This is a genomic window from Bradyrhizobium sp. CCGUVB4N, assembly GCF_024199945.1.
In the GTDB taxonomy this organism is placed as follows: domain Bacteria; phylum Pseudomonadota; class Alphaproteobacteria; order Rhizobiales; family Xanthobacteraceae; genus Bradyrhizobium.
In genome coordinates, this window is record NZ_JANADP010000001.1 from 785,748 (window position 1) to 798,270 (window position 12,523).

Consider the following 12,523-nt stretch of genomic DNA (forward strand, 5'->3'; position numbering starts at 1 on the left):
TTGGCGCGCCGGTACGGCGACGATAAGGATGCAATTCCAGCGATTTGAACCCGGAAGGTGGATGGCCTCCCTCGACTCTTTCAGCATCGCCATTCTGCTCGGCGCCGTCCTCGTCATGGCCGGTATCCTCTCGAGCCTGCTCGCGCTGCGCTTCGGCGCGCCGCTGCTGCTGGTCTTCCTCGCGATCGGCATGCTGGCGGGTGATTCAGGTCCCGGCCAGCTCCAGTTCAACGACGTCGGCACCACCTATCTGGTCGGTTCGGTAGCGCTGGCGCTGATCCTGTTCGACGGCGGCCTGAAGACGCGTTTCGCCAGCATCCGCACCGTGCTCGCGCCCTCTGTGGTGCTCGCGACCGTCGGCGTGCTGCTGACCGCGCTGATCACGGCGCCGTTCGCGAAATTCGCGCTCGATCTCAACTGGGCCGAGTCGCTGCTGGTCGGCGCCGTCGTGGCCTCGACCGACGCCGCCGCGGTGTTCCTGCTGGTGCATACCCAGGGCCTGCGCCTGCGCCCGCGCGTCGGTGCGACGCTGGAAGCCGAATCCGGCACCAACGATCCCTTCGCCATCTTCCTCACCTTGATGCTGGTCGAATACATCTCGCTGGGCTCGAGCTCGCCCGGCCATGTGGTGATGGAGTTCGTCCAGGAGGCGGCGCTCGGCGCCGTCGTCGGCGTGATCGGCGGACGTCTCGTCGTCATCGGGCTCAACAAGGTCGCGCTTCCGCAGGGCCTGCACGCGCCGTTCGTCACCACGGCCGCGCTCGTGATTTTCGGCGGCTCGCAGATCATGCACGCCTCCGGCTTCCTCGCCGTCTATCTCGCGGGCATCATCATCGGCAACCGGCCGACGCGCGCGCACAATTCGGTGGTGGCGTTTCTCGATGCCGCGACCTGGCTGGCGCAGATCGTAATGTTCGTGCTGCTGGGCCTGCTGGTGTCACCGAGCCGGCTCGGCTCCAGCGTGCTGCCCGCGATCGGTATCTCCTTCGTCTTGATGCTGGTGGCGCGGCCGATCGCGGTGTTCGTGTGTCTCGCCCCGTTCCGCTTCAACTGGCGCGAAAAGATCTTCATCGCCTGGACGGGCCTGCGCGGTGCGGTCGCGATCTTCCTGGCCTCGATCCCGATGCTGGTCGGCCTGTCAAAGGCCTATCTCTATTTCGACGTCGCCTTCGTCGTCGTGATCATTTCGCTCCTGCTGCAAGGCTGGACGCTCGCACCCGCCGCGCGCAAGCTGCATGTGGCGCTGCCGCGCGCCGAGCGCGGCCCGCGCCGCGTCGAACTGGATCTGCCCGGCCAGCTCGAACAGCAGCTGGTCGGCTATCCGGTGCGGCCGAAGAGCCTGTATTTCCGCCGCGGTCTGATCCCCTCCTGGTCCAAGCCGACCCTGGTGATCCGCAAGGAGAGCATTCTGACGCCCGTGGAAGCCGAGCCGATCGAGCCCGGCGATTACATCTATCTGCTGGCACCGCCGGAAAAGGCCGAGGCGCTCGACCGCTTCTTCGTCGATATGCAACCAAGCTCGGCGCCCGATCCGCATCTGCTCGGCGACTTCATGGTCTCCGGCGAGCACACGCTCGCCGAGCTTGCCGAGATCTACGGCGTGCCGGCAAGCGACGACGACAGCAAGCTGACGCTGGCCGACTATTTCGACGTTCATCTCGATCGCGCGCCAAAGGAAGGCGCCGAGCTCGCGCTGGGCGAGATCGTGCTGGTCGCGCGCAGCATCTCCGGCGGCCGCGTCAACGTCGTCGGCCTCCGCCTGCCGGAAGACGACGAGACCCCGGCGCCGCTGACGCGCAGGCAGGCGTTGCGGAAGAAGCTCGCGGAGATCTGGACGTCGGTGGCGGGGGTTTAGAGGGCGCGGGTGCTTGCTGCCAGTACACTCTCCTGTGTCGTCCCGGCGAAGGCCGGGACCCATAACCACAGGGAGCAGTTAGGCGAAGACTGGCATTGACCCTTCCAGTACCGGCACCGCGCGCTACCGATGAATCACGCGGTATGGGTCCCGGCCTTCGCCGGGACGACGGCTGAAAGTTACGTCAGCACCTTCACCCCGCCGAACGACGTCACGCGGCCCTGCCTCAGCATCACGATCTGCGTCGCAAGCTGGCGCAGCTCGGCGACGTCGTGGCTGACATAGACCATGGGGACATTGGCCTCGTCGCGCAGGCGGACCAGATAGGGCAAAATCTCGAGCTTGCGGGCCTCGTCGAGCGCGCCGAGCGGCTCGTCGAGCAGCAGCAGGCGCGGTTTCGACAGCAATGCGCGGCCGAGCGCGACGCGCTGGCGTTCGCCGCCGGAGAGTTTTCCGGGGCGGCGGTCAAGGAGGGCACCGATGTCGAGCAGCTCGACGACGCGCTTGTGCTGCGCCGGATCGGCCGCGAGGCGGTTCATCCGCCGGCCATAGTCGAGATTCTGCGCGACGTTGAGATGCGGAAACAGCCGCGCATCCTGGAACACGTAGCCGATGCGGCGGCGCCAGGTCGGCACATGAATGCCGGCGGCGCTGTCGTCGACGGTCTCGCCATCGATCACGATGGTGCCGCGATCGGGCCGCAGCAGGCCTGCGATCATGTTGATCAGCGAGCTCTTGCCGGCGCCGGATGCGCCGAACAGGCCGGTGACGCGGCCTTCGCTTGAGAACGACGCCTGAAGCGAGAATTCACCGAGCTGTTTTTCGACATCGACGCGCAGCATGGTCAGTTCCCGTGCAGGCGCTGCGTGGCGCGGCGGGCGAACCATTCGGCCGCGATCAGCGCGCCGATCGCGAGCCCGACCGAGATCATCACGAGTCGTGCAGCGGCAGCATCGCCATCCGGCGTCTGGATCAGTGAGTAGATCGCGGATGAAATCGTCTGGGTCTCGCCGGGAATGTTGGAGACGAAGGTGATGGTCGCGCCGAACTCGCCGATCGCCTTGGCGAAGCCGAGCACCATGCCGGCGAGCACGCCGGGCAGCGCCAGCGGCAGCGTCACCGTGAAGAACACCTTGAAGGGCGCCGCACCGAGCGTCTCGGCGGCCTGTTCGAGCCGGCGGTCGATCGCCTCGATCGACAGCCGCATCGGGCGCACCAGCAGCGGAAACGACATCACGCCGCAGGCGAGCGCAGCTCCGGTCCAGCGGAAGGCGAAGACGATGCCAAGATGATCGGCGAGAAAGCCGCCGACGAGGCCGCGGCGGCCGAAGGTGAGCAGCAGCAGATAGCCGGTGACGACAGGCGGCAGCACCAACGGCAGATGCACGACGGCATCTAGCACCGACTTGCCCCAGAAATCCTTGCGGGCAAGCAGCCACGCCAGCGCAATGCCGAACGGCGTTGCCACCAGCGTCGCGATGACGGCGACCCTGAGCGAGAGCAGGATCGCCGTCCATTCGGCGGGAGAGATGTCGAGCATCAAGTCGTAATATCAGATCGCGAAGATCAAGTGGTCGGGCTGATCAGGAACTTAAAGCCGTATTTTTCCAGAATGGTCTTGGCGGCCGAGGTACGCAGGAAGGCGAGATAGTCGTTGGTCTCGGGCTTCGCGGTCGTGGTCGCCGCAACCGGATAGATGATCGCGGGATGCGAATCCGCCGGGAAGGTGCCGACGATCTTGACGCCGGGCTCGACCTTGGCGTCGGTGGAATAGACGATGCCGAGGTTGGCTTCACCACGGGCGACCAGCGTCAGCGCAGCGCGCACGCTCTCGGCCATGGCGAATTTCGGCTCTGCGGCGGTCCAGGCGCCGAGCTTCTCCAGCGCCGCCTTGGCGTATTTGCCGACCGGCACCGACTTGACGTCGCCGGTCGCGATCTTGCCGTCGCCGGCGAGTTTTGCGAGGTCGAAACCCTGCGCGATGGTGACGTTGTCGATTTTGGAATCCTTCGGCGCGATCAGCACGATGCTGTTGCCGAGCAGGTTCACGCGGGAAGGCTCGTTGATGGTCTTCTTGGAGGCGGCGTAGTCCATCCAGTCGGTGTCGGCCGAGACGAACACGTCGGCCGGCGCGCCCTGCTCGATCTGTTTTGCCAGGACCGAGCTCGCGGCATAGCTCACGGAAAACTTGACGCCGGTCTTGGCGGTGTAGGCGGCGTCGACCTCGTCGAGCGCATTCTTCATCGACGCGGCGGCGAAGACCGTGATGGTCTTGTCCTCGGCGGCGGCGGGCGAGAGGCTCGCGCCCGCGAGCATGATGAAGGCGGTGAAAAGTCCGGCAATACGATACATGGATGGCGCTCCGTGCGAGCCCGCGCGCGCTAACGCACGCGCAAATCTGGCGTTGGGTGGGTTCAGGTCGCGACCGGCGGAAGCGCTGTTCCACGTGTCCCCGCAACGGCTTACGGCCGACGGGGATATCGCAGCTGCGAAGATAGCAGGCCGGGGCTTCAGGTCAAAGGCGACCCTTTGTCCAACGCATGATCCGGAAAAGTGTGTCGCGGTTTTCCGAAAAGATCATGCGCAAACAATAACATCCCGCTTATTGCGCCGGCAGGATCGAAATCGACAGCGAACTATCCTTGGCGCCGCTGACCTGGAGCACGAACGGCTTGTCCGAGAGCTCGTATTTCATGGTCTTGCGGATGCCGTCGCAATCGGTGGCGCCGCTGAAGGCCACCGGCTTGAGGAAATGCCCGTCCTGGACCAGATCGACCCAGGCGCCGGAGGACAGGCTGATGGTGTAGAGTCCGGCCTTGGCCGCCTTGATGCTGGTGAAGCCGGCAAAGGTGCCGTCCTTGGGCGCCCGCTCCGGCGGCGTCGGCAGTTTTGCGTCCTGGGGCGCGACCAGGCCCAGCGTGATTGCCGATGTCGGGATCCCGGCCTGTTCGGCGCCCGAGGCGAGCTTGGCGCGATCCGGCGCGGTCAGCGCGGCACGGTCGCGCTCGATCGGCCATTTGAACTTGTCGCAGCCGCTGGGCTCCTCCGCCGCGAGAGCGGAGGTCGCGCTGATCGAGAGCACGGCAAGAAGAGCGAGGACGCGCATGTCAAATCTCATCGTTGGCCGCGCGTGGGCGCAGCTTGCAGTCAGGTTTTGTCGGCGAACGGGATGCGCATCCCGGAATGCCGCGGGCTTACGGCCGCGCGGCCGGGCGATCCTAGCGCATTTGGGGGGATGCGGACCAGTCAGCAGTCCGTCATCCCGGACAAGCGAAGCGCAGATCCGGGATCCATACCCCCAGGGAGATGTTTGACGAAGACCCGGAGTGGGAGCGATGTCCCACACTCCTCCCTGTGATTATGGGTCCCCGCCTTCGCGGGGACGACAACCGAAAATGGAGCGGCAGTGTGCCCTACGGCTTCGCATCCGCCGCGCGCAGCACCGCTTTGCAGGCCGCCGGCATCTGGGCCAGCGTCATCGGCGGTTTCGGCTTCGGCGGCTCCGGCGGCGGCTTTGGGTGCAGCACGCCCTCGCTGAACCAATAGGCGAAATCGGAGGGCTTGCAGCCTTCGTCCTCGGATTGCGAGGGCTGGCCTTCGCATTCGCCTGATCCCGCCGGGCAGCGCATGCGGATATGGAAATGATAGTCGTGGCCCCACCACGGCCGGATCTTCGACAGCCACGAGCGGTCGCCCTTGGCTTCACGGCAGAGCGCCTTCTTGATCGCGGGATTAACGAAGATGCGCTGCACCGCCGGCTCCTGCGCCGCATCGCGCAGCACCAGCACGTGGGCCGGCGTGAACACTTTCGGATCGATGTCGAGCCGGTCCTCGCGCACCATCATCACCGCCGACATCTCCTCGCGCTCCTCGCGCGATAGCCGACGGTCCGGCATCGGCGTCAGCCAGATGTCGGCATCCAGCCCGATCTGATGGCTGGCATGACCTGACAGCGCCGGCCCGCCGCGCGGCTGGCCGATGTCGCCGACCAGAATGCCCGGCCAGCCCGCGTCCTTGTGCGCCCTGGCAGCCAGGCGCTTGATCAGCGCGATCATATCGGGATGACCGTAGTTGCGGTTACGCGACAGCCGCATCACCTGCCAATTGTCGCCGTTGAGCGGCATCTGCTGGGCGCCGCCGATGCAGCCCTTCACGTAGGAGCCGATGACATGCGCCGGTCCCGTCGAGGGCAGCAGTTTTCGCGCGAACAGCTCTTTGGCACCGAGATGCGGATCGTTCGGATTGGCGAGCGGCGGCAACGGTTTTGCGTTCACGCTGCCCTTGTCCTGGGCCAGCGCGCTGCCGGCGGCCAGGAGCGTCATCATCAGCAGGAGAGGGGCGATTCGGCGGGGACTCATGCTGACGTTCTTATAGCCCAAGCCTGCGTCAGGGTTAAGGATGAGGCCTTCGGCGGGGCGCCGCCTCACAACGTCTTTACAGCCGTTGGCGCCGATCAAGCGTGAGAGTCTGTAACGCCACGATCCATAGTTCCGACCCGAGCGCCCTCAAGGCAGCTGGGACATCGTGCGAAAGTCGCAAATTTCCGCTGCGGCGGTGCGATTCTTAACGGCGCGATAACTCTATCCTGCATTGACCAAAATTCGTGCGCGGAACGAGATGCACCCGGCTCCTGCATGCAAGCGGCCTGCATTCCGGAATTGATTCATGGAGACTGCGCGTTTTTGCATCTCCGCTCTCGACGATCGCGACGAGCAAGCAGGTTCGACGCGCCGCCGGCGCCGATTGCGCCTCGCAAACAGGCAAAACGCTCCGCCGTCCGGCTACTGCAAGGCGCGTCGTCGGAGGACGAGACCACCCAAGATTACTTTTCTTTCAGACACTTGGAGCAAGACTTGCGTCCGCTGGGCGCGGCTAGGACGTGTGAAGTTGAGTTTGGGGTCCAAAAAAACAGGAAAGCGAAAGCGCAACGTGCTTGCCAGGGGCGGCGGACAGCCGCGCAAGCCGCGATTTGCGCGCGCGCCGCATCCGCCCGCCGAACGCGACCAGCTCGTGCAGAGCCGTGCAGAAGCCGAAGCCGCCATCATCGAAGCGCGCAAATCGCATGAGCGGCTGCGCCAGGCCGTCGACCTGCTGCCGCAAGGCATCGTGATCCTCGATCCCGAAGGCCGCTACGTCCTCTGGAACAAGCAATATTCCGAGATCTACAGCAGGACCGCCGATCTGTTCGCCGAAGGCGCGCGCCTCGAAGACACGCTGCGGGTCGGCGTCGCCCGCGGCGATTATCCGGAAGCGGCCGGCCACGAGGACGAATGGATCGCCGAGCGACTGAAGAAGCTCCACGAGCCCGGCAAGCGCCACGAGCAGACGCTGTCCGATGGCCGCGTCATCCTGATCGAGGAACGCCGCACCGATGACGGCGGTGTCGTCGGCCTGCGCGTCGACATCACCGAATTGAAGCAGCGCGAGGCCTCGTTCCGCCTGCTGTTCGATGGCAATCCCGTTCCGATGATCGTCTGCGCGCTCGACGACGAGCGCATTCTCGGCGTCAACGACGCCGCGATCGCGCATTACGGCTATAGCCGCGCCGAGTTCGAGAAGCTGAAGATCCGTTCACTGCAGGCCTTCGACAGCGAGCCGCCCTGGACCACCGACCGCTCCAGCGACGAGCAGGCCGCGCGCACCTGGAAGCACGTCAAGGCCGACGGCGCGCTGATCGATCTCGCGATCTATTCCCGCGAGCTGAGCTATGATGAACGGCCCGCCGTGCTGCTCGCGCTGATGGACATCACCGAGCGCAAGCGCGCCGAAGCGCGGCTTGCCTTCATGGCGCAGCATGACGGGCTGACCGGCCTGCCCAACCGCAATCTTTTGCGCCAGACCATGGACGAGATGCTGCAGCATTCGCGGCGCAGCCCCGAGAAGGTCGCAGTCCTGATGCTCGGGCTCGACAATTTCAAGGCGGTCAACGACACGCTGGGACACGCGGTTGGCGACAAGCTGCTGCGCGGCGTCGCCAAGCGGCTGCGTTCGACCTTGCGCGACGAGGACGCGCTGGCGCGGCTGAACTCTGACGAGTTCGCGATCGTGCAGAGCGGCCTGACCCGGCCCGAGGACGCGGTGGGCCTGGCAAAGCGCCTGCTTGAAGCCATCGCCGATCCCTATCTGCTCGACGGTCATTCGGTGGTGATCGGCGCCTCCATCGGCATCGCGATGGCGCCCGGCGACGGTGACGAGTCCGAAAAGCTGCTCAAGAGCGCCGACATGGCGCTGTCGCGGGCCAAGTCCGACGCGCGCGGCACCTTCGCCTTCTTCGAGGCTGCGTTAGATGCAAAAGCGCAGAGCCGCCGCAAGATCGAGGTCGAGCTGCGCGACGCGATCCAGAACGACGTGCTGCGCCCGTATTACCAGCCGCTGGTCGATCTCCAGAGTGGCCGCATCACCGGCTTCGAGGCGCTGGTGCGCTGGCCGCATGCCGAGCGCGGCATGGTCTCGCCGGCCGAGTTCATTCCGGTCGCGGAAGAGACGGGTCTGATCAATCCGCTCGGCGGCCTGATGCTGCGCCGCGCCTGCCTCGATGCCGCGACTTGGCCGGACGACGTCCGCGTCGCCGTCAATCTGTCGCCGCTCCAGTTCCGCAGCGGCAATCTGCTCTCGATGGTCACGGACGCGCTGAAGTATTCCGGCCTGCCGCCGCGGCGGCTCGAGCTCGAGATCACCGAGACGCTGCTGCTGGAGAAGAGCGCGCAGGTGCTGGCGACGCTGCATGCGCTGCGCGCGCTCGGCGTCCGCATCTCGATGGACGATTTCGGCACCGGCTATTCCAGCCTCAGCTATCTGCGCAGCTTTCCGTTCGACAAGATCAAGATCGACCAGTCCTTCGTCCGCGATCTCGGCGCCAATCGCGAGGCGCAGGCGATCATCCGCTCCATCGTCAGCCTCGGCAAAGGCCTCGGCGTCATCATCACCGCCGAGGGCGTCGAGACCGAAGCCGAGCTGAGCTGCCTCCGCACCGAGGGCTGCGACGAGGGCCAGGGTTTTCTGTTCAGCAAGGCCCGGCCCAATGCCGAGATCATCAGCCTGCTGGCGGCGCAGCGCGGGATCGATGGCGATACCGCGCTGGTGGCCTAGCGTTCGGCAGATCGGACTCTAGTAGCCCGAGTAGGGACCGGACGGCATGCAGGAGTCGTCGACATAGTGGTAGCCGCCGCCATAGCCGTATCCGGAAGGATAGCCGTAGGCGGAATAGCCGCCGCCATAGTCGCCGCCGTAATAGCTTCCATGGCCTCCGTAGTAAGCGCTCGCGATCCCGGCGCCGACGACGGCGCCGGCGACCCCGTAATCGAGGCGGCGGTAGCCGTAGCCGCGATAGGCCAGGCCGCCACGATAGCCATAGCCACCACGATAGCCGTAGCCGCCGCGGTAGCCGTAACCCCAGCGCACTTCGGTGGTCACGGGATCGACCATCGCTTTGATCGTGGCCACGGATGTCGGCATCGGGCCCGCCTGGGCGCCTGTGACGAGCAGGGCACCGGCCGCGGCGAGAACGGTCGTCCGTAGAGAGTTCGAGAACCTCATGACCATCTCCGTGCTGTGCGGCGGCGCCCTGGCGCGGCCGTCAACAGCCTATTCGGGGCAGCTTTGCTGCGCCAGGCTTGATTCAAGTCAAACAGATCGCAGCCCTTGTGCCGCGCGCAGTCCCGCCAGGAACGTATCGACGCTCTTCGGCCCGTGAGTGATCGGTGGCTTGGCTCGCACGTGCAACCGACGATGCTGGTCGAAGCCGAGAGGTGATCGAGTAGAGCCGATTTGCTGTGACGGTATGAGCTCGGCAATGCGGAGATCGTCGGCCTCTTGAAGGCCTAGCGTAGCGCAGATACAACCTGCGGCGAGGACGCTGCGCTGGTGGCCTGGTCGGACCTCCGCCATTGTCAGCGCCTGACGATTGAATAGGATCGCGGAGTCCAGCGCCTATGAACCCCAATGCACCAGCGGCGCCGGACGTGCCACGCTATGCCCGGTTCTCGCGTCGGCTGAAAGCCATATTGCTCGACTGGATGCTGGCGATGGCCCTGATATTCGGCGCCTTGGCCGTTGCCGCTAATGTCGAGAGCAATGCGCTCGCCCGCGTTCTTGGCGTCGGAGTCGTTCTGATCCTGTTGCTCTACGAACCGCTACTGGTCTGGTGGGGCGGCGCCACGCTCGGGCACTACTGGACCAACCTGCGTGTTGTCGCCGACGATGGCGGCAATTTGAGCTTCGCCAGGGCGCTCGGACGATTTGCACTGAAGAGTCTGTTAGGCTGGTATTCGTTCCTGAGCATGGCGGCGACCCGCCGCAACCAGACGGTCCATGATCTTCTGACGCGCTCCACTGTGCAGATTCGCGACCCCGCAAAGGCCACACCGTCGCAATTCATTACTGAGCGGCGCGAGTTCGACGGTGCGGGGACGCCGTCGCGCTTGCGGCGCGCCGCTGTGACGGTGGCCTATCTCGGTGTCTGCTTTGTTCTCTATGTGATAGCGCTCGACCTCTTGCTCAGAGCCGGCATATTGTCGCGAGCCTGCTTCTACAGCAGCATGTGCACAGGCGGTGACCGCATCGTCGACGCCGTTGCCGGCATCGTGTTCCTGGTGGTGTTGGCCTTTGTCCTCGCCCTCGGCTGGCGTGGCCAGCTGCTCGGCGCGCGCAAGGCCTGATCAGGCCGCGCGCAGCCCCGCCAGGAACGTATCGACGCTCTTCATCAGCGCGGTCGCGTGCTGGCCGAGTTCGCCTGAGGCGACCATGACATTGCCGGCCAGCGCCCGTGACTGGTCTGCGGCCTGGCTTGCGCCGGCGACGTTGGCCGAGACTTCGGTGGTGCCGGTGGAGGCCTGCTGCACGCTGCGGGCGATCTCGCGCGTCGCCGAGCCCTGCTCCTCGACGGCGGCGGCGATCGTGGTGGCGATGCCGCTGATGTCGCGGATGGTGCCGCTGATGTCGGAGATCGCGGTGACGCAATTGCCGGTCGCGGCCTGGATCGCATTGACCTGGGTCGCGATCTCATCGGTCGCTTTCGCGGTCTGGCTCGCCAGCTCCTTCACTTCGGAGGCGACCACGGCAAAGCCGCGGCCGGCCTCGCCGGCGCGGGCCGCCTCGATCGTGGCGTTCAGCGCCAGCAGATTGGTCTGGCTCGCGATCTCGCTGATCAGCCGCAGCACGTCGCCGATCCGCTCGGCGGAGGCAGCAAGGCTCGTGACCATCTCCGTCGTCTCGGTGGCCTTGACCACCGCGCCGCTCGCGACCTGGCTGGAATGGGTGACCTGGCGGCCGATCTCGGTGACGGAGGAGGCGAGCTCCTCGGTCGCGGCCGCGACCGCATTGACGCTGGTCGAGGCTTCCTCCGACGCGGTCGCCGCGGCGGAAGCGCGTTGCGAGGTGCCGTTGACGCTGGAGGTGATTTCGCCCGCGACATGCTGCATGCCCTCGGTCGCCTTGGCGACCGCTGCGACCACGCCCTTGACGTCGGCCTCGAAACGGTCGGCCATCTGGCGCTGCAGGGCCTGCTTCTCGATCGCGGCCTTGGCCTTGTCGGCCTCCTGCGCCTCGCGCAGCGCGCCCGTTTCGAGCATGCCCTGGCGGAACATTTCGACCGCCTTGGCCATGGTGCCGAGCTCGTCCGCCCGCTCGCTGCCGGGAATGGTGACGCTGGTGTCGCCGCTCGACAGCTTGTTCATGACCGCGGTGATCGCGATGAGCGGCCGCGACAATCCGCGCCCGAGCAGGAACGCCAGCAGAATTGCGGCGGCAAGGATTGCGACCGTGCCGAGGATCAGATTGCGTTCGGAGGCGGCGAAAGCGGCCTCGTATTCGGTGGTGTCCTTGATGATCTCGAGCACGCCGACCGGCTGGCCTGCGTAGTTCTTGATCGGCCCGGCATAGACCTCGGCCGGGTGGCCGTCGAGCTCGGCCTCGCGCAGCAGCGGCGCGCCGCTGATCACGGCCCTCAGCTCGTCCGGCTTGGCGACGGCGTTCTCGCCGAAGGTCGAGGACAGCTTGTTCAGCGATGCGCCGTCGACCGAATAGACCGCAAGGTCGATGCCGAAACGCTTCTTGGCGCGGTCGACGAACTCCTTGCCGAAGGCGGCGCCGACGTCGACATTGGCGAGGTTCTTGCCGTCGCGCACGATCGGCGTCAGGCCGAAGATGCCGAGCGCCTCGCGGCCCGGCTCGACGCCGACGATCTGCCGGCCGGTCTTGAGCGCCTCGACCACGGTGGCGCGGCGCGCGGAGACGTCGTCGCCGAAGGTCTTGGGCGCGTGGACGCGATAGAACGAGGTCGCCGGCGGCAGCTGGAAGGTGATCAGGGGGATGCCCTGCGCCTTCAGCGCCTTGTTGGCGTCGCCGAGCAGCGTGCCCAGGCTGTCGCGGTCGCCCTTGGCGATGGCATCTCCAACCGGCGGGAGTGCCGCGATCACGGCGGAGACCGCCAGGGCCGAACGTCCCTCATAGTCGATCGCTGCGATGACGCTCTCATATTGCAGCTTGAGCTGCTGATCGAGCGCCATCCGTGTCAGCGCCCGCTGCTGGGTGATCGAGAAGCCGGAGAGGATGGCGCAGGCCACCGCAACGGTGAGCGCGATCGTGAGAATCAGGCGAGCCGCAATCGACTTGAGCATGAACATCGAAAATTCCCGGGCATTCCAAAGATTGATCTTGGTTTTGCAGAAC

At 65.9% G+C, this 12,523-nt stretch carries 10 protein-coding genes; 3 read left to right on the top strand and 7 right to left on the bottom strand.

All coding sequences use genetic code 11. The features are described 5' to 3' along the window. Window positions 1–61: 61 nt before the first annotated feature. Window positions 62–1,855 (top strand): potassium/proton antiporter, encoded by a 1,794-nt coding sequence (locus NLM31_RS03705; RefSeq protein ID WP_254191496.1) that lies wholly within the window; start codon window positions 62–64, stop codon window positions 1,853–1,855. Between the two features lie 179 nt (window positions 1,856–2,034). On the opposite strand, the gene modC is transcribed toward NLM31_RS03705, so the two are convergent. The 5 genes from modC to mepA form a co-directional block, all read right to left on the bottom strand. Next, window positions 2,035–2,697 carry a molybdenum ABC transporter ATP-binding protein gene (gene modC, locus NLM31_RS03710; RefSeq protein WP_254191497.1) on the bottom strand — a complete coding sequence of 221 codons (663 nt, stop codon included), beginning with the start codon at window positions 2,695–2,697 and terminating at the stop codon, window positions 2,035–2,037. A gap of 2 nt (window positions 2,698–2,699) precedes the next feature. Then, window positions 2,700–3,395, bottom strand: coding sequence for a molybdate ABC transporter permease subunit (gene modB / locus NLM31_RS03715; RefSeq protein ID WP_254191498.1), 696 nt, complete (start codon window positions 3,393–3,395; stop codon window positions 2,700–2,702). 26 nt (window positions 3,396–3,421) lie between these two features. Further along, window positions 3,422–4,207: a molybdate ABC transporter substrate-binding protein gene (gene modA / locus NLM31_RS03720; RefSeq protein ID WP_254191499.1), complete on the bottom strand. Its 786-nt coding sequence runs from the start codon at window positions 4,205–4,207 to the stop codon at window positions 3,422–3,424. Window positions 4,208–4,457: 250 nt separating this feature from the next. Then, window positions 4,458–4,961 carry a hypothetical protein gene (locus tag NLM31_RS03725; RefSeq protein ID WP_254191500.1) on the bottom strand — a complete coding sequence of 168 codons (504 nt, stop codon included), beginning with the start codon at window positions 4,959–4,961 and terminating at the stop codon, window positions 4,458–4,460. 307 nt (window positions 4,962–5,268) lie between these two features. Further along, window positions 5,269–6,213, bottom strand: coding sequence for a penicillin-insensitive murein endopeptidase (mepA, locus tag NLM31_RS03730; protein WP_254191501.1), 945 nt, complete (start codon window positions 6,211–6,213; stop codon window positions 5,269–5,271). Between the two features lie 571 nt (window positions 6,214–6,784). On the opposite strand from mepA, the gene NLM31_RS03735 reads away from it, so the two are divergent. Then, window positions 6,785–8,944: an EAL domain-containing protein gene (locus NLM31_RS03735; RefSeq protein WP_254127970.1), complete on the top strand. Its 2,160-nt coding sequence runs from the start codon at window positions 6,785–6,787 to the stop codon at window positions 8,942–8,944. 18 nt (window positions 8,945–8,962) lie between these two features. Here NLM31_RS03735 and NLM31_RS03740 read toward each other — a convergent pair whose 3' ends face one another. Next, window positions 8,963–9,391, bottom strand: coding sequence for a hypothetical protein (locus NLM31_RS03740; protein WP_254191502.1), 429 nt, complete (start codon window positions 9,389–9,391; stop codon window positions 8,963–8,965). Window positions 9,392–9,786: 395 nt separating this feature from the next. On the opposite strand from NLM31_RS03740, the gene NLM31_RS03745 reads away from it, so the two are divergent. Then, on the top strand, window positions 9,787–10,512 hold the full coding sequence (locus NLM31_RS03745) for an RDD family protein (RefSeq protein ID WP_254191503.1): 726 nt from the start codon (window positions 9,787–9,789) through the stop codon (window positions 10,510–10,512). Here the strand turns inward: NLM31_RS03745 and NLM31_RS03750 are convergent, their stop codons facing one another. Continuing rightward, complete coding sequence (locus NLM31_RS03750) at window positions 10,513–12,477, bottom strand: methyl-accepting chemotaxis protein (protein WP_254127973.1); 1,965 nt, start codon at window positions 12,475–12,477, stop codon at window positions 10,513–10,515. Window positions 12,478–12,523: the final 46 nt, after the last annotated feature.

Excerpts from the sequence above, each read along its gene's own strand:
- NLM31_RS03705 (WP_254191496.1), top strand. The coding sequence starts at position 62 with ATGGCCTCCCTCGACTCTTTCAGCATCGCCATTCTGCTCGGCGCCGTC.
- modC (WP_254191497.1), bottom strand. The coding sequence starts at position 2,697 with ATGCTGCGCGTCGATGTCGAAAAACAGCTCGGTGAATTCTCGCTTCAG.
- modB (WP_254191498.1), bottom strand. The coding sequence starts at position 3,395 with ATGCTCGACATCTCTCCCGCCGAATGGACGGCGATCCTGCTCTCGCTC.
- modA (WP_254191499.1), bottom strand. The coding sequence starts at position 4,207 with ATGTATCGTATTGCCGGACTTTTCACCGCCTTCATCATGCTCGCGGGC.
- NLM31_RS03725 (WP_254191500.1), bottom strand. The coding sequence starts at position 4,961 with ATGCGCGTCCTCGCTCTTCTTGCCGTGCTCTCGATCAGCGCGACCTCC.
- mepA (WP_254191501.1), bottom strand. The coding sequence starts at position 6,213 with ATGAGTCCCCGCCGAATCGCCCCTCTCCTGCTGATGATGACGCTCCTG.
- NLM31_RS03740 (WP_254191502.1), bottom strand. The coding sequence starts at position 9,391 with ATGAGGTTCTCGAACTCTCTACGGACGACCGTTCTCGCCGCGGCCGGT.
- NLM31_RS03745 (WP_254191503.1), top strand. The coding sequence starts at position 9,787 with ATGAACCCCAATGCACCAGCGGCGCCGGACGTGCCACGCTATGCCCGG.
- NLM31_RS03750 (WP_254127973.1), bottom strand. The coding sequence starts at position 12,477 with ATGTTCATGCTCAAGTCGATTGCGGCTCGCCTGATTCTCACGATCGCG.